At 37.2% G+C, this 24,226-nt stretch carries 23 protein-coding genes, 3 pseudogenes and 1 other annotated feature; of the genes and pseudogenes, 25 read left to right on the forward strand and 1 reads right to left on the reverse strand.

Features of this window, described 5'->3' with window-relative positions; all coding sequences use genetic code 11:
* The first annotated feature begins 301 nt into the window (after positions 1 to 301).
* From C0J00_RS04160 to C0J00_RS04275, 24 genes and pseudogenes are all read left to right on the forward strand, one after another.
* A complete protein-coding gene (locus C0J00_RS04160) occupies positions 302 to 997 on the forward strand; it encodes a hypothetical protein (protein ID WP_104967696.1) in 696 nt (231 codons plus the stop codon).
* A gap of 79 nt (positions 998 to 1,076) precedes the next feature.
* Complete coding sequence (locus C0J00_RS04165) at positions 1,077 to 1,655, forward strand: DUF443 domain-containing protein (RefSeq protein ID WP_104967697.1); 579 nt, start codon at positions 1,077 to 1,079, stop codon at positions 1,653 to 1,655.
* A 2-nt stretch (positions 1,656 to 1,657) separates the two neighbouring features.
* Positions 1,658 to 2,323, forward strand: a complete 666-nt coding sequence (locus tag C0J00_RS04170) for a DUF443 family protein (RefSeq protein WP_104967698.1) — start codon at positions 1,658 to 1,660, stop codon at positions 2,321 to 2,323.
* Positions 2,324 to 2,404: 81 nt separating this feature from the next.
* Positions 2,405 to 2,640: pseudogene (locus C0J00_RS10540) on the forward strand (DUF4176 domain-containing protein).
* 9 nt (positions 2,641 to 2,649) lie between these two features.
* Entirely contained in the window at positions 2,650 to 3,639 is a 990-nt protein-coding gene (locus C0J00_RS04180; RefSeq protein ID WP_104967699.1) for a hypothetical protein, read from the forward strand.
* Positions 3,639 to 3,998, forward strand: coding sequence for a hypothetical protein (locus C0J00_RS04185; RefSeq protein ID WP_104967700.1), 360 nt, complete (start codon positions 3,639 to 3,641; stop codon positions 3,996 to 3,998). The genes C0J00_RS04180 and C0J00_RS04185 overlap by 1 nt, the downstream gene beginning before the upstream one ends.
* 366 nt (positions 3,999 to 4,364) lie before the next feature.
* A complete protein-coding gene (locus C0J00_RS04190; RefSeq protein WP_104967701.1) occupies positions 4,365 to 4,814 on the forward strand; it encodes a MarR family winged helix-turn-helix transcriptional regulator in 450 nt (149 codons plus the stop codon).
* Positions 4,807 to 6,609, forward strand: coding sequence for an ABC transporter ATP-binding protein (locus tag C0J00_RS04195; protein WP_104967702.1), 1,803 nt, complete (start codon positions 4,807 to 4,809; stop codon positions 6,607 to 6,609). Before C0J00_RS04190 ends, C0J00_RS04195 begins: the two co-directional genes overlap by 8 nt.
* On the forward strand, positions 6,599 to 8,347 hold the full coding sequence (locus C0J00_RS04200; protein WP_199773980.1) for an ABC transporter ATP-binding protein: 1,749 nt from the start codon (positions 6,599 to 6,601) through the stop codon (positions 8,345 to 8,347). The genes C0J00_RS04195 and C0J00_RS04200 overlap by 11 nt, the downstream gene beginning before the upstream one ends.
* A 242-nt stretch (positions 8,348 to 8,589) precedes the next feature.
* Complete coding sequence (locus C0J00_RS04205; RefSeq protein WP_104967703.1) at positions 8,590 to 9,309, forward strand: GDSL-type esterase/lipase family protein; 720 nt, start codon at positions 8,590 to 8,592, stop codon at positions 9,307 to 9,309.
* Between the two features lie 115 nt (positions 9,310 to 9,424).
* A complete protein-coding gene (locus C0J00_RS04210) occupies positions 9,425 to 10,804 on the forward strand; it encodes a metallophosphoesterase (protein ID WP_233995872.1) in 1,380 nt (459 codons plus the stop codon).
* Positions 10,791 to 11,365: pseudogene (locus tag C0J00_RS04215) on the forward strand (uracil-DNA glycosylase family protein). The gene C0J00_RS04210 and the pseudogene C0J00_RS04215 overlap by 14 nt, the downstream one beginning before the upstream one ends.
* Before the next feature lie 98 nt (positions 11,366 to 11,463).
* Positions 11,464 to 11,640 carry a 30S ribosomal protein S21 gene (gene rpsU / locus C0J00_RS04220; protein ID WP_002884573.1) on the forward strand — a complete coding sequence of 59 codons (177 nt, stop codon included), beginning with the start codon at positions 11,464 to 11,466 and terminating at the stop codon, positions 11,638 to 11,640.
* 225 nt (positions 11,641 to 11,865) lie between these two features.
* Positions 11,866 to 13,041, forward strand: a complete 1,176-nt coding sequence (locus C0J00_RS04225) for a CapA family protein (RefSeq protein ID WP_104967704.1) — start codon at positions 11,866 to 11,868, stop codon at positions 13,039 to 13,041.
* Entirely contained in the window at positions 13,035 to 13,580 is a 546-nt protein-coding gene (locus C0J00_RS04230) for a GNAT family N-acetyltransferase (RefSeq protein ID WP_104967705.1), read from the forward strand. The genes C0J00_RS04225 and C0J00_RS04230 overlap by 7 nt, the downstream gene beginning before the upstream one ends.
* Before the next feature lie 65 nt (positions 13,581 to 13,645).
* Positions 13,646 to 13,719, forward strand: a sequence feature (ribosomal protein L21 leader region).
* A gap of 36 nt (positions 13,720 to 13,755) precedes the next feature.
* Positions 13,756 to 14,070, forward strand: a complete 315-nt coding sequence (gene rplU, locus C0J00_RS04235) for a 50S ribosomal protein L21 (RefSeq protein ID WP_018380488.1) — start codon at positions 13,756 to 13,758, stop codon at positions 14,068 to 14,070.
* A gap of 5 nt (positions 14,071 to 14,075) precedes the next feature.
* A complete protein-coding gene (locus C0J00_RS04240; RefSeq protein WP_104967706.1) occupies positions 14,076 to 14,411 on the forward strand; it encodes a ribosomal-processing cysteine protease Prp in 336 nt (111 codons plus the stop codon).
* A gap of 20 nt (positions 14,412 to 14,431) precedes the next feature.
* Positions 14,432 to 14,725, forward strand: a complete 294-nt coding sequence (gene rpmA / locus C0J00_RS04245; RefSeq protein ID WP_000916503.1) for a 50S ribosomal protein L27 — start codon at positions 14,432 to 14,434, stop codon at positions 14,723 to 14,725.
* 789 nt (positions 14,726 to 15,514) lie between these two features.
* Positions 15,515 to 16,477: pseudogene (locus tag C0J00_RS04250) on the forward strand (ABC transporter substrate-binding protein); the annotation flags it as partial.
* Positions 16,478 to 16,782: 305 nt separating this feature from the next.
* The gene (locus C0J00_RS04255; protein WP_104968834.1) at positions 16,783 to 17,736 is read left to right on the forward strand and encodes an ABC transporter substrate-binding protein; all 954 of its coding nucleotides are present in this window, start codon (positions 16,783 to 16,785) and stop codon (positions 17,734 to 17,736) included.
* 425 nt (positions 17,737 to 18,161) lie between these two features.
* Entirely contained in the window at positions 18,162 to 19,121 is a 960-nt protein-coding gene (locus tag C0J00_RS04260) for an ABC transporter substrate-binding protein (RefSeq protein WP_104967708.1), read from the forward strand.
* Between the two features lie 10 nt (positions 19,122 to 19,131).
* Complete coding sequence (locus C0J00_RS04265) at positions 19,132 to 20,094, forward strand: ABC transporter substrate-binding protein (protein WP_104967709.1); 963 nt, start codon at positions 19,132 to 19,134, stop codon at positions 20,092 to 20,094.
* A 23-nt stretch (positions 20,095 to 20,117) separates the two neighbouring features.
* Positions 20,118 to 21,014: an ABC transporter permease gene (locus tag C0J00_RS04270; RefSeq protein ID WP_104967710.1), complete on the forward strand. Its 897-nt coding sequence runs from the start codon at positions 20,118 to 20,120 to the stop codon at positions 21,012 to 21,014.
* Between the two features lies 1 nt (position 21,015).
* Positions 21,016 to 21,819: an ABC transporter ATP-binding protein gene (locus tag C0J00_RS04275; RefSeq protein ID WP_104967711.1), complete on the forward strand. Its 804-nt coding sequence runs from the start codon at positions 21,016 to 21,018 to the stop codon at positions 21,817 to 21,819.
* 147 nt (positions 21,820 to 21,966) lie between these two features.
* Here the strand turns inward: C0J00_RS04275 and C0J00_RS04280 are convergent, their stop codons facing one another.
* Positions 21,967 to 22,758, reverse strand: a complete 792-nt coding sequence (locus C0J00_RS04280) for a polysaccharide deacetylase family protein (RefSeq protein ID WP_233995889.1) — start codon at positions 22,756 to 22,758, stop codon at positions 21,967 to 21,969.
* A gap of 181 nt (positions 22,759 to 22,939) precedes the next feature.
* Between C0J00_RS04280 and C0J00_RS04285 the strand changes: the two genes are divergently transcribed.
* Positions 22,940 to 24,226 (forward strand): homoserine dehydrogenase, encoded by a 1,287-nt coding sequence (locus tag C0J00_RS04285; protein ID WP_104967713.1) that lies wholly within the window; start codon positions 22,940 to 22,942, stop codon positions 24,224 to 24,226.

A 24,226-nucleotide genomic window follows, 5' to 3' on the forward strand; every position in this document is an offset into this window, starting at 1 on the left:
AGCTTTCTAAGCAAGCCTATGATAAGATTATAAATAGTAGTGTTGAAGAGCTCAAAATTCTTATTGAGGGTATGTTAAATTCTCAGGTAAGGGTGAAAATATTGTAAATGCATCCATTAAGGGAGTACTATGTATGTGGGCCCTATTATAGGGAGCGCGATTCCAATACCAGTAGTTGAAACAGTTGTTGGGGCAGCAGCGGGTTATGCTGTTGGAGGTTTTGCTAACTGGATATATGATGGCATTGCGCATAATGAGCGGGATCTAGAAAATGATTTCAAGCTTTTTTGAGGTATAGTAGATGAATAACAAAATGATTTATATTGGACCGAGTGAAAAAGGGACAGTTTATTATGATAAGAGTGGTCAAAGAGCAGTTATTGGAAAAAGGAGTGTTGTCCATAGTCCCGTAAATAAGAAAAAAAATAAATTCAATAAAGTTATTTTTCTTATGGCTCTTTGTTCATTTCTTGCTTTATTATTCAAATTTGCTCCACCGAGTAGGGCTTTTTCAGGTGTGTATACCGTAGAAACGCTAATTTATCTCTTGATATTTTGGATTCCAATTTCACCAGCTCTTATCTATATCACTCATATGGCTTTGTATCAACATATTAATGAGACAGAACTTGCTACAAGAGAGATGTTTGAAGAAGCGATATTAAATAATAAATATATTGTAGAGAAATCATTCAGTTTACCGGCTACTAAGCTAGATTTTATAGGAGCATATTTTGTACCTGTTATTATGTTATTCACAGGTATCGGTTGTATTTTTATGATATATATGAGCCTCGATAGGGGCTATATAATTGGCAGATCAATTGGTAGTGAAATACTAGGTTTTTCAACTATAAGTGTTTTACCAGGTGTCACATGGATTATGTGGTTTGAAAACAACCCTGCAATCTGGCTACATCTTGTTAGTAAGTATCAAAAAGGGAAATTACCGATACATTTTGCGGAAGAATCTAAAGGAGAAATCAATGACAACTAATATCTTATCACAAGGAAAACTATAGATAATATTCAATTAGATTACCAAGCAAACCTTCGTTATAGATTGTTTTTAGTTAATGGATATTATTATTTATTGGATGTTTTTCCAAGAAACATTATCGCGAATCTATTTTTCCCCTTTAAATTGGTCTCAGTATCATAAAGTCTATCTTATAACAAAGCAAGTAAGTTTGTTATTCCTACCAGCAAGGGGAATATCAGTATTTTTAAATTCATGGTTACGAGTCCACAATACAGATGTTTTTCACTATTTCGATACACATTTATCAATTGGTAGTAATATTACTTTGTTAGCATTAGGAACAGTCTTAGCATATTTTTCATTGCAAAGCTTTTTCGCTAAAAGAAAGAAAAGTATTCAGGAGATACTTGGTAAAGAATTAGGAGTACCATCTTATTATCAACTAAGACCACAAAAGCCGTTTCGATTTTTCTTTAGTATTTTTTGGACATGGCTGTTTCTAATTTTATTGATAATAGTATTTGGAATAATTTTTATTTATACAGGAAATTTATCATTCCTTTTAGGGTTTATTTTAATGACATTTTTTTATTTGAGATCAGTAAATGGATCGTTTAGTACTAAAGAAGAGTGGAAATATGAAATCGTTGATATCAAGAAATTAGGTGTTTAATAATGAAAATAATTCAATTTTACAATAAAGGCAATATGCGTTATGTTCTCTTTCAGATTGATGGACAACATTATCTATTAGATAGGCGCCCTCGTCATTTGCTTGTTTATTTTTTTATTCCATCAAGTTGGTTTTTTTATCAAAATGTTTTTCCTATTACAGATGAAGAATATTCCAAAATGAATTTCAAACACTCAAAGGCAAGTAAATTCACTATTCCAACTTCATTAATTGTTGGTTTAGTTGTATTTTTCAACTCTTGGTCACGTTTGAAAAATTATAATCCTTTTGAACATCCTAATACAACTATGCCCATGACAATCAAATGGACTTTACTAGTCTTAAGCATTATTGTTGCATCTGTCTTGGTTCAACTGATTTATTATACTCGTAAAAATAGTCTAGAAAAGATGTTGGGCAGAGAATTGGGTCAACCAAGTTTTTATAAGTTTAAGCCAGAAAGTCCAGTGAAATTATCTATAAGTATTTTTAAATTATTATTATTTGGTATATTCATGTTTATCGCTTTTTCTGTTACTTTTATGTATTTAGGACATATTCTTGTCTTACTCGGAGTTGTGTTCATGGCGGTTATGGTGATTGGTTCTGTTAATGGTGCTTTTCAACCAATCGGCGAGTGGCGTTATCATATTATGGATAAAAAATAAAAGTTAATTTTTATTAAAAACTGATAAAACCAGTTTAAGTTTGATAACCAGTAGAATGCTCAACTTTTGAAAGGCTATATGATGTTACCCATTGGAAGTATTGTTTATTTAAAAGAAGGAAGCCGTAAACTGATGGACTTAAATAGAGGTGCTTACTTGAGCAATCTGGTGAAAAGCTTTTATTTGATTACTCGGGATGTATTTACCCAGTAGGACTTGATGCAGAACAAATCTGATATTTTAACGAAGAAAATATTGATAAAGTTGCTTATGAAGGCTTTAAGGATGACGAATTGGAAATATTTCTGAGCAGTTAGGAGAATTACATGACTAAAAAAATCAAGTTGCTTATTTGTTCCTTCATTGGGGTAGCTTTGATTATTTTTCTGTGGCATCAGTATAAGGTTAGTCACTTGGGGAAACTCAGTAATCAATATAGTTCGGGTGTCTATGCGCCTAGTAAGAAATTAGCTTTTCGTCATGAAGAAAAGGATTTATTAATAACAAAATGGAAATTAGCAGAAAATAAGACTGAATACCAAGTTATTTCAGAATCTGTCATGTTTGAGTTTGAACCATATGAATATACAACTTTAGGTAAAGATTATCTTGTTCATCAAAATATTCGTTTAAAAGAAAGGGGACTCTTTGCTTTGGGCTCTCATAGGGAGAGTGATGAGTATTGGACGATTGATATCTATGATTTAAAAGATTTAACAAAGAAACCCTATAGCATTGATCTTTTAAAGAGTATGGAAAATGGAAAAGATATTGTTGCTGTTGTATTTGGCAATGTTACTTTTGATGAGAAAGGACAGGAAGTTTTACCGATTACCTTGTATAATTCGAAAGAAGATAGGTTTACTAGATTATTAAACTTGGATACCAAAGAAATGGAAGGTTATATTCCTCAAACTGGTAATTTAGATGTTCTTCCAGGTTATGAATATTATCCAAACGAAATTTTTAACTTTCTAAATGGTTCCAATATTTCTGAAAAATTTGAAAAACAAGGTTTAGTCCTATCTAATGAAGGAAGAATGATTTATCCGAGCAAAGAAAAAGTTTCAAACAAGTATTTCAAAAGTCTGTTTCCTGATAATAAAGGAAAGTTAACCGAGGATAACAAAGTCTTTATTTTGGTGGATACGATTCCGAAGTTGTTAACACACTATGAGAGATTTTTTGAAAGTCCTAAGGAATTGTATAAAGATTTGGTGATTGAAGCGGACCACTCAACGGATGGTCGAGAACATACAGTTCAGTCTAAAGAAGAGTTTCTTCAGTATTATCAAGCTCCACAGGAGGAAAACTAATGTCTCAAAAACGAATCAACCCAGATGAAATTGAGAGTGTCAAAGCATCCTATACGGATATGAGTGATGTTTTATCAGAGGAAGTGGATTTTATAGAAGATGATTCTAGGAATGCGTTGAATGGTGCGACTTCATCTGTCAAAAAATTAAGTAAAGATATCGTCAGTGTCGTTGATGGGATGGATGCTTACTTAAATAGCGTTGCCCAAGCTTTTCGTCAGACTGATCTAGATATCGCATCAAGTATCGATACCGATTATCGAATGAGTAGCAACGCCATAACGCAAAAACATACCTATCGCCATAAACAAGAGGAATTGCTGAAGCAACAAAATCCATATTATCCAGGCTTACCATAGTAACTTTAGTTAACAAGGGTTTAAAAAGAGTAAGATTGCTAAATGCTCTATTTGAGGGAAAACGATAGGATTTTTATAAGACAAGACGCATTATATCAAGTTTTTTGTCGACTTGATATGGTGCGTTTTCGGCTCTTCGTCAACTGTAGTGGGTGATTTATAGATAACACCTAGAGAGAATCATTCTGGTTCTCTCTTTTTACATGCCTAAAGCGATGAGAGCTACGAAAAGAGACGTTTTGGTGACTGTTTTGACATAATCATATGCTTATCATAAACTATTTAGTTCTCATAAGAACTAAATAGTTGACTTTAGTTCTCTTGAGAACTATAATACTAAAATGATTAAATAATGGAAGTGGTTTTATGGAAAATCCTTTGCAAGTTTTTAAAACAGTCATTGCACAATTGGAGCAAGCCTCTGGTGAATTAGCTCAGAAATATGATATCAAGCCTTTAAAAGGGCCTCAAGGCAAGGCTTTGTATTATCTCTTTAAACACCAGGATGAAGAGATATTTATCAAAGACATTGAGCAGCGTCTCCATATTTCTAAGTCTGTTGCTAGCAATCTAGTGAAGCGAATGGAGCGAAATGGTTATCTACGCTTGGAGACTTCTTTAAAAGACAAACGTTATAAACGTTTAGTATTAACCAAAAAAGGGATTTCTAAAATTGAACCTTTGGAAGATTTTCATGTCGATTTAATGACACATCTTTTTGCGGGCATCAGTCCTGATGATGCAAGTGCAGTAGAGCGGGTGTTAGCACAGCTCCAAACGAATTTAAGGAAATACAAAGAGGAGAACGATGTTTAAATTATTGAAATATTTAAATGGTAAAGAGTGGGCGATGATTGCCCTATCTACCGTTTTTATTTGTTTAGCTGTCTGGATGGATATTGAAACACCAGCCTATATGTCAGATATTACCAAGTTACTTCAGGAAAAAGGAACAAGGACAGCTGATATTATGGAACCGGGTTGGAAAATGCTTGGTTTGTCTTTAGGCAGTTTTATCATGGCAGTTTGTGTCGGTTTTTTGGCAGCTCGAACAGCAGCTAGTTTTACGACGCGTTTGCGTTCCGAAATTTTCAATCAGGTTATGGATTATTCCGATGCTGAGATCAAACAATTCTCCGTACCAAGCCTCTTAACCAGAACAACCAATGACCTAACGCAGTTACAAATTTTAATTACCATGGGTATGCAGGTAGTAACACGTGGTCCTATTATGGCAATCTGGGCCTTGACCAAGATTTGGGGTAAAAGTAGTGAGTGGACCTGGTCCGTTGCTATTGCGGTTGCAGTAGTCATGCTCTTGTTAGCAACTCTTTTGATTTTTGCTTTTCCGCGTTTACAAAAGGTCCAAAAATACACTGATGGGCTTAATGCAACCATGCGTGAAATTTTATCAGGGATTCGCGTTGTCCGAGCCTATAATGCTGAAGACTATCAAGATGCAAAATTTTCAGAGCAAAACCTAGCTCTGACTCGTCTGAATCTTTTTGTCAGTCGCCTATTTGCCTTGATGAATCCAGTCATGACAGTAGTTTCCAGTGGTTTGACCTTGGCTATTTATTGGATTGGGGCTCAGATGATTGATAATATCGCTATCAAGATGACGTCAAGGGCAGCTGCTATGGCTAGCGTTCAAGACAGAATCTCTGTTTTTAGTGATATGGTTGTTTTTTCATCCTACGCTATGCAAGTTGTCATGGGCTTTATGATGATGGTCGCTATCTTTATTATCCTACCGCGTGCCTTGGTGTCAGCAGGGCGGATTAATGAAGTGCTTTCTTTGGAACCAAGCATTATCTTCAAGAAAACATCAACTGAGAAATTAGTTGAAAAAGGCCAAGTAGAATACCGAAATGTTACCTTCAAATATGCCCAAGAATCAGAAGCAGTTGTCGAAAATATCTCCTTCAAAGCTAGTGCAGGTCAAACGATTGCCTTTATCGGGTCAACTGGTTCTGGTAAAACAAGTTTGGTTAAACTTTTACCACGTTTTTATGATGTTACGTCAGGACAGATTTTAGTTGATGGTATTGATATTAAGGATTACAGTCATGAGGAACTCAATAATAAAATTGGTTATATCCCTCAGAAAGCTGTACTCTTTAGTGGAACTATTCGCTCTAACATGATCTTTGGTGAGAGCGGTCAAAAACAACCAGATGATCAAGCTATTTGGGATGCGCTAGAATTGGCTCAAGCTAAAGACTTTGTCCAGGCTAAAGAAGACGGACTTGAGACGGAAGTGGCACAAGGTGGAACAAATTTCTCTGGTGGTCAACGCCAACGATTGGCGATTGCGCGTGCCCTTGCTCGTAAACCGGAAATGTTGATTTTTGACGATTCCTTCTCTGCCCTTGATTACAAGACGGATCGTATTTTGCGTCAGGCCTTAAATGAAAAAACGGGACAGATGACCAAACTCATTGTTGCTCAAAGGATTTCAACCATTATGGATGCGGACCAAATCTTAGTATTGGATCAAGGTCAGGTTGTTGGTCAAGGCACTCATAAGGAACTTTTGGCAAACAATAGCGTTTACCAAGAAATTGCCTATTCACAATTATCTAAGGAGGAATTGGACCGTGAAAACTAAGAAAAGATCATTACTCAGCCAGTCTTTTCCTTTCTTGAAAGGCTTCCGGTTTGTTTTTGTACTGGCTATTATGTTTACCATCTGTTCAAGTATCATTACGGTTATTGGACCGGATAAGCTAAAAGAAATCACCGACGTTATTACAGAAGGTATTGTTTCCACGGTTGACATGGCTAAAATCAAGGACATTGGTTTCCAGTTAGCCTTCCTTTATGGTGGCGGTGCTCTTTTGTCTTACTCGGCTAGCTTTATCATTTCAACTATGATTCAGCATTTTTCACAACGCATGCGCATAGCCATTGCTGAAAAAATTAATCGTGTGCCTTTGTCATACTTTGACGCTCATTCACAGGGAGATACTCTATCACGTGTGACCAATGATGTGGATAATATGACCCAGGCTTTAAACCAGAGTTTGACGACTCTCGTTTCATCTAGTGTTCTCTTAGTTGGTTCCATTATCATGATGTTTAAAACCAATGGCATCATGGCTGGGACAGCGATTGGATCAGTTCTCTTAGGTTTCTTGCTAAGTATGGTCATTATGATGAAAAGCCAACCTTTCTTTAAGCGTCAGCAGGATAATTTAGCGGCGATTAATGGTTACGTTGAGGAAACGTATACAGGGCATAATCTGGTTATTTCATACAATGCCAGAGAACAAGCCAAAACAAGATTCGAAGAGCTCAATCAAAATCTTTACAGCAGTATGTGGCAGTCCCAATTTTTCTCAGGGATTATGATGCCCATGATGCAGTTTATTGGTAATTTTGGCTATGTTATGGTCTGCTTGGTTGGAGCTAAACTGGTCATTGATGGTGACATCACGATGGGAACTATTGTCGCTTTTATGACTTATGTTCGTATCTTCTCTCAACCTCTTGGGCAAATGGCTCAGGGGGCTACACAAATGCAAACTGTTTCCGCAACGATGGGAAGAATTTTTGAATTCCTCGATGCGCCTGAAATGGAAGACGAAAGTTCTAAAAATCAGCAATTATTAGACATTAAAGGTCATGTCGATTTTGACCATGTGACTTTTGGGTATACACCTGAAAAAACGATTATTAAGGATTTTTCAGCTCAAGCCAAACCTGGTCAAAAGGTGGCCATTGTTGGTCCGACTGGGGCTGGTAAAACAACCATTGTCAATCTCCTCATGCGTTTTTATGAGCTCAACAGTGGTAGCATTAGTATCGATCAAGTCAATGTACACGACATGACGCGAGAAGAAGTCCATAATGCCTTCTCAATGGTTCTACAAGATACTTGGCTCTTTGAAGGGACGATCAAAGAAAACTTGATTTACAACCAGACTCATATCACAGATGAGCAAGTAGTTGAAGCGGCAAAGGCTGTTGGAATCCATCACTTTATCATGACCCTTCCTAAAAATTACGACAGTGTCTTGGATGATACCTTAACCTTGTCAGTTGGTCAGAAACAGCTCTTGACCATTGCACGTGCTCTTTTGAAAGATGCACCGCTCTTGATTTTGGATGAAGCGACCTCATCTGTCGATACACGTACGGAAGAGTTGATTCAAAAAGCCATGGACAAACTTATGGAAGGCAGAACATCCTTTGTCATCGCTCACCGTTTGTCAACAATCCGAAACGCTGATTTAATTTTGGTCATGAAAGATGGTAACATCATCGAGCAGGGTAATCATGAAACCTTGATGACTGAAAATGGTTTCTATGCGGATCTTTATAATTCGCAATTTGAAGTGGCTTAAGAGATTGATGTTAGCCTAATTATGGAAAGCTGGTCTATTGGTGACTAGCTTTTTCTTATATTTGGAATTGTTATACTATTGAAAATCAAAAGATGACGTTGTCAAGTTTACCTTGATGAACTTCAGTTCTACCTGCGGCTTCTTTCCTAGTCAGATTTTGTTTTTCTTCGAGTATTAGTTATTTTCTTTGAAATTTCATCTAAAATATCAGATAATGGAGAATATCTGAAAGGAGGTATCCGATGACTAAACATAGAAAGAAGTGGTTTGATCGTTTTATTTACATCATATTGATTATAACCGCTATCTATAGTTTTACCCGTTTGTTTGAGTCCAGTGATACCTCAGATAAAAAAAATAAAATTACTATTGCAGCTGTCGGTGATAGTATTACCTATGGAGCAGGAGTCGCGTCAACTCGGGAGACAGACTCTTATCCAGCACTGTTGCAAGAGGCTTTAGGACAAAACTATCACGTTATCAATTTTGGTTTAAGTGGTAGGACATTATTGTCTCATACTGCGAAACCTTATTTCAAAGAGTCTTTAGCTAAAAAATCCTTTGCAGTAAATCCCGATATCGTCATCATCATGTTGGGAACCAATGATTCTAGAGAAGTTTATTGGCAACCAAAGCGTTATCAAAAAGAATACTTAGCAGTTATTAAGCGTTACCAGGCTTTAGAGAGTCACCCTAAAATCTATATCATGATTCCACCTCGTGTCTTTTTTGAAAATCCCCAACCTACTTATCCTAATAATAAGGTTGTAGATGGTCAATTAAGAAACCTGATTCCTAAAATAGCTGAGAAAGCAGGAGTATCAGTGATTGATCAATATAAAGGAACTGAAAATCATCCAGAATGGTTTAGTGATCAACTGCATCCAAATTTAGAGGGTAATCAAGCTATTGTTCAAGCTATTTTAAAGCAGACAAGTCTAAAAGCAGCGAAACGAAACTAAAATGAGTCTTCTAAGTCAATTCTTGACTTAGAAGCTTCTTTTTTTACTTGAGGGTAACTGGCCAGCGAGACTTATGTTAAGATAGAACTAGGATGATGATAGAAAGGGGGTACAAGTGACTAAGAAATTTAGAACTATACTGGTTAGTCTATTACTTTTGTTGGTTTTTATCTTTCTAGCCACTTGGAGAGAAGATAGTAGGACAAAGAATGCTATAAAAAAGGTTTGGATCATTACTGATTTACACCAATTATCACCTGATTTACAGGATGGTAAAAGTGCCTTTAAAACCATTCAAGCGACGGCGGCTGGTAAGGATTTGCGGTATGGTAAAGACAGAATGGAAGCCTTACTTCTTCAAGCAAAAAGAGAAAAGCCGGACTTATTAATCGTTAGTGGTGATTTGACCTTTAATGGAGAGTACCAAAGTTTGAAGGATTTATCAGAGTCTTTTCAAACTTTTGAAAAAAATGGTATTCAAGTTCTTGTTGAACCTGGCAATCATGATATTGCGGACGGATGGGCGCGTGAATTTCGGGGGAATAAGCAGTATAAAACCAAGCAAATTTCAAAAGATGACTTTGAAACTCTTATGGCTGATTTTGGTTATCAGGAGGCCGATGCAAGGGACAAATCTTCCTTGACTTACCTAGCGAAGGTCAGCCCCAAACAGTGGTTTTTGATGATTGATTCTAATATTTATAGTGATGACGTTGGAAAGGGAGCACCTGCTACAAATGGACGCTTGAAGAAAAAAACTTTATCTTTCATTGAGAAACAATTATCAGCTGCTAAGGAGCAAGGGGCATTGGTTATTCCTGTTATGCACCATAATGTGCTCAATCAACATCAACGACCGCAGCAAGGATATACTTTGGATAATGCACCTGATTTGAGAAAACTATATGCTAAGTATGATCAGAAGATTGCTTTATCAGGGCATATCCATACTCAAAATATCAAGCAAGAAACCCTAATTGGTGGTACTAGCTTAACTGAAATTGTTACAGGAGCTTTCTCTATACCTCCAGCTAGTATTGGTGAATTGCGATTTGAGAAGGATAGTTTGTATTATCAGCAACTAGCTCTAGATGTAAATCCTTGGTTGAAAAAGCAGTCAGTGACCAATAATCAAGACTTAATCAATCATCGTCAGTATATGGACAGCATTTTTAATGATGCTAGTAATCTCTTAGTTCATATGAGACTACATGATGAAGGATGGTATGATGGCGAAGTGGCAGAAGAAGTGTCAACCATTATTAAATCGGTTAACTTAGCTTATTTTACAGGTCAACCTATAGATAACCATTGGATGGAAGAACATGTCTATCGAAAGAAAATATATCAAGAAGTTAAGACAAATCACCCAGATAGTTTCGTAGTGACCTATGTAGAGCAAGTTTTAGCAGAGAGTCGCGATGGCTCAGATCAAAAAATTAGGATTACTCTAAAGACGCCAAAGGAGACAGACGATGACAATGACAATGACTAGTATTTGTAAAGCCATTAAGGCAGATACGGCTAATCACGTTTATACGGCGAACGGTATTGAACCGCTTTATCAAGTCAGTCCAACTGCCAAAGTTCTGTTGATTGGCCAGGCACCAGGACTGAAAGCGCAAGAAAAGCAGAAGCTCTTTCAAGATCCGAGTGGGGATCGGTTAAGAGAATGGTTAGGTGTTGAGAGCAGTTTTTTTACGAGTCGGGACAACTTGCTATTTTACCCATGGATTTTTACTTTCCAGGAAAGGGAAAAGCAGGTGATTTACCACCTCGCAAAGGACAAGCAGAGAAATGGCACTCGCTTCTAATGAAAGAGATGCCAAATATTACACTGACATTGCTAATAGGTAAGGCGGCTCAGGATTATTATTTGACCGATAAGAGGATCTTAACGGACCGTGTGGCAGCTTACCAAGATTATTTGCCTGATTATCTACCTCTGCCTCATCCGTCACCTCGAAATAATATCTGGCTAAGCAAACACCCGTGGTTTGAAGAGGAGCTCCTACCAGACTTGAAAAAACTTTTAAGGGGCATTTTTGACCATTGATGGCAGAAAAAATTGTAAATGTCTTGCCAAGTTAGCCACTTTAAAGTATAATGAATAAGACCGTGTAAATGGTATCTTATCTTGAGGAGGTGAAATCAATGTCAAAAACAGTCGTACGTAAAAATGAATCACTCGATGATGCACTTCGTCGTTTCAAACGTTCTGTGACTAAAGCTGGTACTCTTCAAGAGGCACGTAAACGTGAACACTATGAAAAACCATCTGTAAAACGTAAACGTAAATCAGAAGCAGCTCGCAAACGTAAAAAATTCTAATAACTATTAGAAAACCCTATTTGGGGCATCTTTTATCAGCTATCAGAAGTTGATAGAAAACGAAGATTTAGAGAGGACCGTCTTGGTCTTCTCTTTTTTTTTATTTTAAAAGCTAGGAAAAATCATTCATAAATCTTGCAGCTTCGATCTCATAATAGGTGATTTTGAAAGCGCTGTTTTTCATCTGTTTTCATTTATGTTATACTGTTTTTAGGAGGTGATAGGATGAAAGGTTTGACATTAATCAGAAACTGTTGCTTAGGCTTTTTAGGGCTATCTTTACTTTTCGCTGGATTTTATGATATCCATCAGTCAATGACTAGATCGACACCGAGAAAAACAACTAAGCTTAAACAAGCCCGCATTGTTGCTAACGGTGACATTCTTATTCACGATATCTTATATGCAAGTGCTTTAAAAGCAGATGGTTCTTATGATTTTGAGCCTTACTTTACCTATGTGACTGATCGTATTTCGAAGGCTGATTTGGCTATTGGTGATTTTGAAGGAACGATTTCTCCTGATTATCCTCTTGCTGGCTATCCCCTATTTAATGCTCCTGAGGAAATAGCAGAGACTTTAGAGAAGACAGGCTATGATGTTATAGATTTAGGACATAATCACATTTTAGATTCTGGATTGTCTGGCGCAATCAATACTTCACAGACTTTTAATGATTTAGGACTAGACACCATTGGATTCTACAAAAAAGATAGGAATCAAGAAGGCTTTCTCATTAAGGAAGTTAACGGTATCAAAATTGCAATTTTAGCTTATGCATACGGTTATAATGGTATGGAAGCCAATCTAACAAATCAAGAGTATGAGAAACATATGGCTGATCTTGATACCAAAAAGATCAAAAAAGAATTAGAACGAGCAGAAAAAGAAGCCGATGTCACTATAGTTATGCCACAGATGGGTACAGAATATGACCTAGAACCTTCTGAAGACCAAGTCAAGCTCTATCATAAGATGGTATCATGGGGCGCTGACGTTATCTTTGGGGGTCATCCTCACGTTATCCAACCATCAGAGACTCTGGAGATAGAAGGTGAGAAGAAATTGATTATCTATTCTATGGGAAATTTCATTTCTAATCAACGAGCAGAAATCATGGAAAATAAATGGCCTGAACGAGGGTTACTAATGGATGTGACCTTTGAAAAATCTAATAACAAAACACGTATTAAGACAGTGAAAGCTCATCCAACTTTAGTTGAAGCAAAACCAAAAGGGACTTTCGCTCCAGAAGGTTATGAACTGTATGATTACCGTGTTATGATTTTAGAGGATTTTATCGCAGGGGGAAAATATCGTCAAAAAATAGATAAAGCATTACAGCAGAAGGTTGATACTGCCTATAAGGAAACAAAGGAGTTAGTGAACTTACAATGGTAAACATTAAGAGGCAATCTGTATCCTTATTTTCAAAAACTTATAAGCAGGTGAGAGAGCTCTATCGAACAGTTTTTCCTATTGAAGAGCGTCTTCCGTTTATTTTCTTGATATTAAACAGTTATCGGACGATAGCTTCGGCATACGCCTACTATCAGGAGGAGAAGTTTATTGGCTTTGCTTATATCATGCACGATAAAGATTACTTATTTATCACTTATTTAGGTGTCAATCCCGAACATCATTCGCAAGGATTTGGTAGCCAGATATTAGCAGAGTTAAAAAAATTGGCAGATGGACGGCATATGATTTTAAGCATTGAACCGATGGATACTAAAGCAGATAACTACCATCAGCGACTAAAACGCCTTGCTTTTTATGAGAAAAATGGTTTTACATTGACTCAGGTATTTTATCAAGAGAATCAAGAAATGTTTCAGTTTATGGTAACAGATCCAAGTCTTAATTGGAAAGCTTTTGAAAAATTCTTGAAGCAATCCTTCTTAGGGCTTGCTTCCATTACCTTTTTAGAAAAAACTTAAACTAAGCATATAACACTTGAAATCATTAATAAAAAGTGGTAGACTTGTAATGTTGACTAAATGCACATCCTGTGCAACCGCGCGAAAATTGTTTAAGTAGGTCTCGTACCTCGCAATCTAGGCGAGTCTTCACAGAGGTAAAACCTCAAACCAATATTTTTATAGGAGGTGCATCATGAGCACATACGCAATCATCAAAACTGGTGGTAAACAAGTTAAAGTTGAAGTAGGTCAAGCTATCTACGTTGAAAAAATTGACGCTGAAGCTGGCGCAGAAGTGACTTTTAACGAAGTTGTTCTTGTTGGTGGTGAAACTACTAAAGTCGGTACTCCAGTTGTTGAAGGAGCTACAGTCGTTGGTACTATCGAAAAACAAGGTAAACAAAAGAAAGTTGTTTCTTACAAATACAAACCTAAAAAAGGTAGCCACCGTAAACAAGGTCACCGTCAACCTTACACTAAAGTTGTTATCAACGCTATCAACGCTTAATCTTTATGATTCAAGCAACCTTTATTCGGACAAATCAGCAACTTGCTAGTGTTGAACTAACAGGCCATGCTGGAAGTGGTGAATTTGGTTATGATATCGTATGTGCAGCCGTTTCGACGCTAGCGATTAACTTAGTTAATTCTTTAGAAGGTTTAACGAACTGTACAGCAGATGTAACAATCGATGAGATTGATGGCGGTTATATGAAGATAGCCATATCTGACTTAGCTGACCTTAAAAATGAGAAGGTTCAACTATTATTTGAATCATTTCTCCTAGGCATGACTAATTTAGCTGAAAACTCTAGTGAGTTTATTACAACAATCGTCATTGCCAATTAAACAAAGAGAGGACAAACATTATGTTAAAAATGAATCTTGCTAACTTGCAACTTTTCGCCCACAAAAAAGGTGGAGGTTCTACATCAAACGGACGTGATTCACAAGCTAAACGCCTTGGTGCTAAAGCTGCTGATGGACAAACTGTTTCAGGTGGTTCAATCCTTTACCGTCAACGCGGAACTCATATCTACCCAGGAGCTAACGTAGGTCGTGGTGGTGATGATACACTTTTCGCAAAAGTTGAAGGTGTTGTACGTTTCGAACGTAAAGGACGCGATAAAAAACAAGTATCTGTTTACCCAATCGCTAAATAATGCGTAAAAGCGTATAAGAATAGGCTTTCCGAGGTTTCGGAAGGCCTGTTTTTTTGTTTTGTTAGCCAATATGGACGAGTGGTTGAGTCATCGTTTGATTGAAATAATGCTTAGACTACTGTAGATGATTATTGCTCTTTATCCCTTTATTGTTAGTAGATTTTATGGATTAATTTAGTTGAATTATCAAAAAATTCTATAAAATGCTTGACAGGTAGAAAATCATGTATTATACTTAGTGACAATCATAAACAAAGGAGAACAAGGAATGCTTTTAAGTCGGTTAAACGATACTAAACAAAATACTTTCTTTAACTTTAGTTTCTTTAGATAACCTTTTGTAGCTCTTAGGTACAAACGGTGCGCAAGTTTGTATCTATGAGGCTAAAGCATTTTAAGGTTGACTTGGCTGATTAGATTTTATCTAACTGGTCGAGATCACTACTTGATAAGTGACTTTTTGATAAAGTCAATTCAAACCAGTTAGAGTTATTCTAACTGGTTTTTTGTTTATGATGACACTTTTGTAAATGTTTAGGAAAGTCATCCTATAGTCGAATGAATGAACTTTCAGACAAGGAGTTGAGAGGTGGACAGTACTCGAGTACGACAAGCCGAAGGTGATTATGTATCAAAGTTAATTCAAAAGACTATATTTCTTATATTTTCGAAAATCACAACTATATGTTGTTAAATTGGTTGACTGTAGCTAAGCTTTTCTTAGTCTATCTCATCTGATTTTGATTTTCGTTAATTACTGATAGCACAGATTATTTGGAGGATTTGAAAATGAAAAAATCATGGAAAACAATTGTTACTCTTGGGGCAGCTTCGTTATTATTAGCAGCATGTTCTCAATCTGGAGATAAGACTAGTTCAAAGGAAGTACCACAAATTGGTATTCTGCAGTATGTGGAGCATGAATCTCTCACAGCGGCACGCAAGGGCTTTGAAAAAGGATTAGCAGAAGAAGGTTATCAGGATGGTGAAGATATTAAAATAGCTTATGAAAACGCTCAAGGAGACCAGGCTAATCTTCAATCTATCTCTGAAAAATTAGTATCAGATAATGATTTGGTGTTAGGGATTGCTACACCAGCTGCTCAGTCTTTAGTGACTGCATCGTCAGATACGTCCATTTTATTTACTGCTGTAACAGATCCAGTTTCTGCTAAATTGGTAAAAACGATGAAAACACCAGATGGCGTAGCAACTGGTACAAGTGATATGTCTCCTGTCGATGAACAGGTTAAATTAATTCAGAAAGTTCTACCAAATGCTAAAAAAGTGGGTATCATGTATACCACGAGTGAGCGTAATTCAGAAGTTCAAGTTGAAGAAGCTGAAAAACTCTTTAAGAAAGCTGATATCAAAGTTATTAAGAAGGGGATTTCATCAACTAATGATGTGCAGGACACAGCCAAAAGCCTCATGAAGGATGTAGATCTGATTTTTGTGCCAACTGACAATATTATTGCTAGTGCGATCCCTATCCTTAGAGATTTGTCAAAAGAGAGTAAAGTTCCTGTTGTGGGTGGCTCCGCAGATATGGTTGGTGAAGGTTTACTTTTCTCATATGGACCAGACTACGAGAAACTTGGGGAACAAACCGCTAAAATGGCTGTCAAAGTTCTAGAGGGAGAAGACGTTTCTAAGCTGTCTGCTCAATACCCAGAAGCTTTGAATGTAGCAGTTAATGATGATATGGCTAAGGCATTAGATATTGACGTTTCAGGTATCGAAAAAGATAAATAAGTTTAAATTCTACCCGAGATTGTAAATAAAAAGTAGGAAAGGAATACTGGCATGAAAACATTTAACACACTATTTACATCATTCTTTTTTGACTGTATTTATAGTGATTAGATGTTTGTATCTATAGGTACAAGCAGTTGATTGTATCTATAGAAGTGGGCTAATAAAAGATTCTTTTTTGAGCTCCCATTCTTTAAAAATCTAGGGCATTATCAGCACTTTTATCTGATATCTTTCAATTGTCAAAACTATAGGTTTTAATGAGTTAGATAAGGTAATTTAGATAACGGAGGGATACGATGATGAAGTGTAGGTTAGGTTTATTAGGATTGTTAGCTAGTGCTAGTTTATTGCTAGGAGCTTGTTCATCTAGGAGTGAGCAAGCCAATGTTAAGCATATAGGGATTTTGCAGTATATGGAGCATGAGTCTCTGACGGAAACCCGAGAGGGTATTATAGAAGAGCTTGAAAAGCAAGGTTATGAAAATGGCAAGGATATTGTTCTTGATTATCAGAATGCTCAGGGGGATCATGCTTCTTTACAAAGTATTTCTGAAAACTTGGTTAAGGATAATGATCTAGTGATTGGTATTACGACACAATCCTCTCAGGCACTTCAGGTGGCTAATACTGATAAACCAATCATTTTCTCAGCTGTGACTGATCCAGTTTCAGCTAAATTGGTTAAATCTATGAAAAATCCTGATGGTTTAGTAACAGGTGTTAGCAATCGTCAACCTCTGGAGCCTCTATTTACAGCATTGCAAACAGTTTTACCTAAAGCGAAAACAGTCGGAATAATGTACACAACTAGTGAAAGAAATGCTGAGGTGCAAGTTGAGAATGCCAAAGCCTTATTAAAAAAAGCCGGCTATAAAATGATCGTCAAAGGTATTACATCAACCAATGATGTTCAAGATGCTGCCAAGCAGTTGATGAAGGAGACGGATGTTTTGTATGTACCAACAGATAATATTGTGGCGAGTGCCATGACTTTATTAGGGGATTTATCAAGGGAAAGTGGTATACCCGTTATTGGTGGATCAGCCGATATGGTAGAAGAGGGAGGTTTGATGACTTATGGTCCTGATTACCGTGCATTGGGACGTCAAACTGCTCAAATGGCTATCAAGGTTTTGAAAGGTCAAAAAGTAAATGACATACCAGCCGAATACCCTAAAGATACCGAGTTAGTTGTGAATGAAGAAATGGCAAAGGACTTAAAAATTAATACCAAAGACCTCAATAAGAAGTGAAAGTTAGCTGAATCGCTAGATGACTATAGATGACCCGTGTAGTGAGAAAATAAAATATTTTTGAATTATTCAGAAAAATCTATTGACAAATGATTTCTTTTAAGATAAACTTAGAACCATCATAAAACAAGGAGAAAGAAATATGTTAAAACAAACGTCTGCCATGATGGGTCAAGCAAACTCATATTATTACTTTGGTTTCTTTAGATAGACGTTTGTAACCTTGTAGGTACAAACGTTCCCAGTTTGTATCTATGAGGCTAAAGCATTTTTCAACTGTCAATAGCCGATTAGATGATATGAGTCTAAGCGGCTATTTTTAGGATTTATGCATGCACCTAGAAAACCGGTTAGGCGAATAGTCTAATCGGTTTTTGTTTTATGGATTATCCTCTGTCATTATTGAGCTAATAAGGAGAAGGAGTATGAAAAGACAATTCAAAGTTATTCTAGGACTAGCTGCGGTAGCATTACTTTTGAGTGCATGTTCTCAATCTTCGGGACAAGCTTCTAAAGATGTTAAGCATGTCGGCATTTTACAATATGTTGAATTGGAGCCTCTGGATGCCGCACGAGAAGGTTTTATAAAGGAGTTAGAAAAACATGGTTACAAAGATGGTAAGACAATTGAAATTGATTATCAAAATGCTCAAGGTGACCAATCATCCTTGCCTACGATGTCAGAAAAACTAGTTTCTGATAATGATATTGTGTTAGGAATAGCGACACAGCCAGCGCAATCCTTGACGAGTATGTCAACGGATACTCCTGTGCTTTTTACAGCCGTATCTGATCCAGTTTCTGCAAAGGTCATTGAATCTTTTGATAAGCCTGGAGGTCGCGCTACAGGAACAACCAATATGGCTCCAGTTAAAGAACGCGTAGAGCTTTTGAGAAAAGTAATGCCGGAAGTCAAGACAGTTGGTATTATGTATACAACAAGTGAGCTTAATTCAGAGTTACAAGTTGAAAAAGCAAAAAAAGCGTTTGAGGAAGCTGGTATCAAAACAGTAGTAAAAGGGATCTCGTCAACAAATGACATTCAGGATACAGCGAGAACATTAATGGAACAAACGGAAGTTCTATTTATGCCGACAGATGGTCTTATTGATAGTTCGATTTCGATTGTCACTGATTTGTCTAAGGAATTAAAGATTCCAGTTGTTTCAGGATCCGCTGATTTAGTTAAAAAAGGTGTCCTGTTTGCTTATGGTCCAAACTATGAGAAGTTGGGGCGCCAGACAGCTCGTCAAGCCATAAAAATTTTAGAAGGTAAGGATATTGCGACCATTCCAGCAGAAGAACCTCAAGGTATGGATGTTACTGTCAATGATGAGATGAGTGAGTTGTTAGGAATTGATCTCACTTCTATTACAAAAAAGTAAGGAGAATAACATGAAGAAATTATTTGGAGCCATTTTAGGACTTTTAGCTGTTAGTGTATTTTTAGTAGCCTGTTCTCAGTCGTCTGACAAAGGTGATAAGGACGCTAAACATATTGGTATCTTACAATATGTTGAATTTGAAACCTTAGATGTTGCGCGTGAGGGATTCGTCGATGAATTGTCTAAGGCAGGTTATGAGGATGGCAAGAACATTGTCATCGACTACCAAAATTCTCAAGGAGATCAAGCCAATCTTCAAAGTATTTCTGAAAAGTTGGTTAAGGATAATGACCTAGTGCTTGGCATCGCAACACCAGCAGCTCAGGCCTTGGCGACAGCTTCGTCAGAAGTACCAGTCACTTTTACAGCTGTGACAGATCCTCTGTCTGCCAAGTTGGTCAAGAGTATGAAGAAGCCAGGCGGTAATGTAACAGGGACTACCGATATGGCTCCGACCAAGGAACGTGTGGCTTTATTGAAAAAAGTCATGCCAAACTTGAAAAAAGTTGGGATTATGTATACGACCAATGAGCGTAACTCAGAAGTTCAGGTCAAAGAAGCCCAAAAGGTTTTCAAAAAAGAAGGCATTGAAGTCGTGACAAAGGGAATTGCCTCAACAAATGATGTACAGGATACTGCGCGTTCACTGATGAACCAAACAGAAGTGCTTTACATGCCTACGGATAATCTCATTGATAGTTCTATTACTCTTGTCACTGAGTTATCCAAGGAAATGAAGATTCCAGTTTACGCAGCTAATGCAGACTTGGTTGAAAAAGGTGCACTCTTCTCATACGGGCCAGACTTTGAAGAGCTAGGTCGTCAAACAGCTCGTCAAGCAGTTAAGATTCTAGAAGGTAAAAATGTCTCAGATATTTCAGTTGAAACACCTGAAAACCTTACAGTAAAGGTTAATGATGAAATGGCGAAACTGTTAAACATTGATATGTCAGCAGTTGAAGATAAAAAATAAAGGTTAGAAAAAAGGAAAATAAGATGTTGGATATTGTATTATCAAGTATTTCACAAGGGCTACTTTGGTCCATTATGGCTATTGGGGTATTCATTACCTTTCGTATTTTAGATATTGCGGATTTATCAGCTGAAGGGGCTTTTCCTATGGGTGCGGCAGTAGCTTCTGTTAGTATCCTCAATGGTTGGCACCCTGTTTTAGCAACACTAGCAGGTTTGGCTGGGGGAATGCTTGTTGGACTTGTAGCTGGTTTTCTCCATACTAAAATGAAGATTCCACCATTGTTGACAGGGATTATCACCTTAACAGGATTATACTCAACCAATCTTTTGGTAATGGGGCGTTCAAATGTGTCTCTTTCTATGCAAAATACCTTGGTAAGCATGTTTCAAGATTTGGGTCTTGATAAAACTTACGCTGTCATTCTTATTGGTGTCATCTTCATTTCCTTGGTTATTTTGTCTCTCATGCTGTTCTTAAATACTCAGCTTGGTCTTTCCCTTCGTGCGACTGGCGATAACATCCATATGGGGCAGGCTAATGGTATCAATGTTAATCAAATGAAGGTGTTAGGCTACATGATTGGGAATGGTTTGATTGCCCTTTCTGGTGCACTGTTAGCACAAAATAATGGCTACGCTGATCTTAATATGGGGGTGGGAACCATTATCATCGGTTTGGCTTCTGTGATCTTAGCTGAGGTGATTATCAAACATTTGCCACTTGGAAAACGCCTTATCTCTATTGTTTTAGGTTCTGTCATTTACCGCTTGATTATTGTGGTCATCCTAACAGCTAGTGTGGATGCTCAAATGATTAAACTGGTATCAGCAGTTCTCCTTGCTATCATCTTGTACATTCCTGAAATTCGCTCAAAACTTGGTGTAAAATCATCTAAATCCCTAACGGAGGAAAACTAACATGTCTTTACTTAGCTTACAAAATGTGCATAAAATTTTTGAAAAAGGAACCATCAATGAAAACCATGTCCTTCGTGGCTTAGATTTGGATGTCGAAGAGGGGGATTTTATCTCTATTATCGGTGGTAATGGTGCTGGTAAATCAACCCTACTTAATACGATTGCTGGTGCTATCCAGATGGATGAGGGAGAGATTTCACTTAAAGGAAAATCTATCAAGAAGGATTCGGTTGCCACTCGCTCAAAACATATTAGTCGTGTGTTTCAAGACCCCCGAATGGGAACAGCCACTAATTTAACTATTGAAGAGAATATGGCGATTGCCTATCTTCGTGGAAAAAAACGTAGTATTTTCAAAAAAGCAGTGACTGATAAGGAACGTGAACTTTTTAAAGAAGCATTAAAAGAATTAGGCCTTGGTTTAGAAAATCGTATGAAAACAGATGCTGGATTCTTATCTGGTGGGCAACGTCAAGCTTTAACGCTTTCTATGGCAACGCTTGTTAGACCGGATATTCTCCTCTTAGATGAGCATATCGCTGCTCTTGATCCCAAAACAAGTGATATGGTAATGGCTTTAACTAAAAAAGTAGTAGAAGAACATGCTTTGACAACGCTTATGATTACCCACAATATGGAACACGCTATCGAGTACGGTAATCGTCTCGTGATGTTATATCAAGGGAAAATTGTCGTTGATGTCAAAGGAGAAGAAAAGAAAAATCTAACCGTTTCGCAACTCATGGATCTCTTCCATAAAAACTCTGGTCAAATGCTTAATGACGATGCCCTTGTCTTAGGATAGTAATACTCATTGAAAATTAAAATCTGAAGTTGTCGAATTTACCTTGATGAACTTCAGTATTATCTACGGCTCTTTCCTTAGCGAGATTTTGATTTTCTTCGAGTATAAAAGAACCAGCTTAGTTTAACTAGGCTGGTTTTGATTTATTTAATTGACTGAGATTTGTTCTAAAAGGATGTCAGGTGTCGTTGTCGGTAATATACGAACACGGTTTAGAGACATTAAGCCATCAGCAGCACTTGCTAGACCTTCATTAGTTGTTAGTCCTAGCTTATAACCAGCTTGCTTAGATAAGTCAATCGTTTCTTGACTATACCGCCCTGAAGGATAGGCTATCGTTGTTGTTTTTTGGGTTAACTCATGGTCTAGAAAATCCTTGCTATCAACGAGTTCGCCTAATTGACTTGTAGTATCAGCTATGCTTAAATCAGGATGATTAACGGTATGCCCTTGAAAGGACATGCCATGTTTAGACATTTCTGCCATCTGTTTGACGGTCACATTGCCAGTTGAGTGATTTTGGACAAAGCCAGTGATGATATTGTTAGTTGCCTTGGCTTTGTATTTCTTAAGAATGGGGTAGGCATGGGTGTAAAAATCTGCATTGCCGTCATCAAAGGTAATCCAAACGACTTTTTTCTGTGGCAGTTTATTGCTGGTTAAAGCTTTGTAGGCTTCTTTTGGGCTTAGGAAGTAGTATCCAGAGTCTGATAATGCCTTAATGTGTTGTTCAAAAAGATCTGGAGCGACAATCAGATTAGCATTGGCACTTTCTTCAGGAGACATTTCATGGATGGCATGATACATGAGAATGGGGATTTGCACTGGCTGCTCTTGTTTTTTCCAAGTCAATTTTTGGGACGTCTTCTTGGTTTCTTGTTGCTTCACCTTATTTTTAGCCATAACAGTCTGACTAGCAGATATTCCCAAGCTTAACATTAAGCTTAAAGCTACACAACTTAGAGATAAGAGTAGATTAATTATTTTCTTTTTTGACATAGATAACTCCTCATCAGTTTCTTCTATTATATCACAAGAAAATAGAGGAAATCTTGTAAATTCTCAAAACATTCTGCTATACTAGATGGAGTAATGCAAACAGAAAAAAACGAGGTACATTATGGTAGTTAAGATCGGTTTACTTGGTTTTGGGACAGTTGCCAGTGGTATTCCCTACTTATTAAAAGAGAATTATTCAAAAATTGCTACCTTAGCAGGGATTGATATTGAGATTAGTAAAGTTTTGGTTAGATCAATGGATGAAGCTAACCGCTTGGTTTCTCAAGGAAATAACTACGATTTTGTGACCGCTATTGATGATATTCTTTCTGACGATGAGATTACGATTGTCGTTGAATTGATGGGGCGAATAGAGCCCGCTAAGACCTATATCAGTCAAGCTTTAAAAGCAGGTAAACACGTTGTTTCTGCTAATAAGGATTTGATTGCTATTCATGGTCAAGAATTGATTGCTTTAGCCCAAGAAAATAATGTTATGTTTGCCTATGAAGCTGCTGTAGCAGGAGGAATTCCTATTTTACGCACGCTATCAGAATCATTTACGGCAGATAAAATTACCCGTATTTTAGGTGTTCTTAATGGTACGTCAAACTATATGCTTACCAAGATGGTTGAGGAAGGCTGGACTTATGAAAAAGCTCTATCTAGCGCTCAAGCTCTAGGATACGCCGAAAGTGATCCAACTAATGATGTTGAAGGGATTGATGCCGCGTACAAGGTAGCGATCTTGAGTCAGTTTGGCTTTGGTATGGCTATTGATTTTGATTCTATTGAGCATAGAGGGATCAATATTATCAAATCAAATGATGTTGCTATTGCTAAGGAATTAGGGTATGTTATAAAACTGGTCGGTGATCTTCAAGAGACTCATTCTGGCATTTGGGCAGAAGTCGTTCCAACTCTTGTGCCAGTAAGTCATCCTTTAGCTGCTGTTAATGATGTGATGAATGCTGTTTTTGTTGAGTCTATTGGTATTGGTCAATCGATGTACTATGGACCGGGAGCTGGGCAAAAACCGACAGCAACTTCCGTGATGGCAGATATCATACAAATAAGTCGTTATCTTGTGGATGGAAAAGCGATTAAACCTTTTAATGCTTATGTACGTCCCAGTCAGATGGCTAAAGCAGAAGAAGTTTCTAGTGCCTATTATTTTGCAGTTGAGGCCAGTGATCAACCAGGTCAACTATCACATTTGGCACAGTTATTTGAAGAACAAGCCATTTCTTTTGATCAGGTTTTACAAGGTAAAGCCGACCAAGGAAAAGCCCTAATAACTGTCATTACTCACACCATTAATCGTAAGCAGCTAGCTGATATCATGCTAGCTATTGAAAGTTCGGAAGCATTTATTTTAGAAAATTGCTTCAAAGTTTTAGGAGAATAG

Source organism: Streptococcus pluranimalium (assembly GCF_002953735.1).
GTDB classification, from domain to species: Bacteria; Bacillota; Bacilli; order Lactobacillales; family Streptococcaceae; genus Streptococcus; species Streptococcus pluranimalium.

Excerpts from the sequence above, each read along its gene's own strand:
- C0J00_RS04160 (WP_104967696.1), top strand. The coding sequence starts at position 302 with ATGAATAACAAAATGATTTATATTGGACCGAGTGAAAAAGGGACAGTT.
- C0J00_RS04165 (WP_104967697.1), top strand. The coding sequence starts at position 1,077 with ATGGATATTATTATTTATTGGATGTTTTTCCAAGAAACATTATCGCGA.
- C0J00_RS04170 (WP_104967698.1), top strand. The coding sequence starts at position 1,658 with ATGAAAATAATTCAATTTTACAATAAAGGCAATATGCGTTATGTTCTC.
- C0J00_RS04180 (WP_104967699.1), top strand. The coding sequence starts at position 2,650 with ATGACTAAAAAAATCAAGTTGCTTATTTGTTCCTTCATTGGGGTAGCT.
- C0J00_RS04185 (WP_104967700.1), top strand. The coding sequence starts at position 3,639 with ATGTCTCAAAAACGAATCAACCCAGATGAAATTGAGAGTGTCAAAGCA.
- C0J00_RS04190 (WP_104967701.1), top strand. The coding sequence starts at position 4,365 with ATGGAAAATCCTTTGCAAGTTTTTAAAACAGTCATTGCACAATTGGAG.
- C0J00_RS04195 (WP_104967702.1), top strand. The coding sequence starts at position 4,807 with ATGTTTAAATTATTGAAATATTTAAATGGTAAAGAGTGGGCGATGATT.
- C0J00_RS04205 (WP_104967703.1), top strand. The coding sequence starts at position 8,590 with ATGACTAAACATAGAAAGAAGTGGTTTGATCGTTTTATTTACATCATA.
- rpsU (WP_002884573.1), top strand. The coding sequence starts at position 11,464 with ATGTCAAAAACAGTCGTACGTAAAAATGAATCACTCGATGATGCACTT.
- C0J00_RS04225 (WP_104967704.1), top strand. The coding sequence starts at position 11,866 with ATGAAAGGTTTGACATTAATCAGAAACTGTTGCTTAGGCTTTTTAGGG.
- C0J00_RS04230 (WP_104967705.1), top strand. The coding sequence starts at position 13,035 with ATGGTAAACATTAAGAGGCAATCTGTATCCTTATTTTCAAAAACTTAT.
- rplU (WP_018380488.1), top strand. The coding sequence starts at position 13,756 with ATGAGCACATACGCAATCATCAAAACTGGTGGTAAACAAGTTAAAGTT.
- C0J00_RS04240 (WP_104967706.1), top strand. The coding sequence starts at position 14,076 with ATGATTCAAGCAACCTTTATTCGGACAAATCAGCAACTTGCTAGTGTT.
- rpmA (WP_000916503.1), top strand. The coding sequence starts at position 14,432 with ATGTTAAAAATGAATCTTGCTAACTTGCAACTTTTCGCCCACAAAAAA.
- C0J00_RS04255 (WP_104968834.1), top strand. The coding sequence starts at position 16,783 with ATGAAGTGTAGGTTAGGTTTATTAGGATTGTTAGCTAGTGCTAGTTTA.
- C0J00_RS04260 (WP_104967708.1), top strand. The coding sequence starts at position 18,162 with ATGAAAAGACAATTCAAAGTTATTCTAGGACTAGCTGCGGTAGCATTA.
- C0J00_RS04265 (WP_104967709.1), top strand. The coding sequence starts at position 19,132 with ATGAAGAAATTATTTGGAGCCATTTTAGGACTTTTAGCTGTTAGTGTA.
- C0J00_RS04270 (WP_104967710.1), top strand. The coding sequence starts at position 20,118 with ATGTTGGATATTGTATTATCAAGTATTTCACAAGGGCTACTTTGGTCC.
- C0J00_RS04275 (WP_104967711.1), top strand. The coding sequence starts at position 21,016 with ATGTCTTTACTTAGCTTACAAAATGTGCATAAAATTTTTGAAAAAGGA.
- C0J00_RS04280 (WP_233995889.1), bottom strand. The coding sequence starts at position 22,758 with ATGTTAAGCTTGGGAATATCTGCTAGTCAGACTGTTATGGCTAAAAAT.
- C0J00_RS04285 (WP_104967713.1), top strand. The coding sequence starts at position 22,940 with ATGGTAGTTAAGATCGGTTTACTTGGTTTTGGGACAGTTGCCAGTGGT.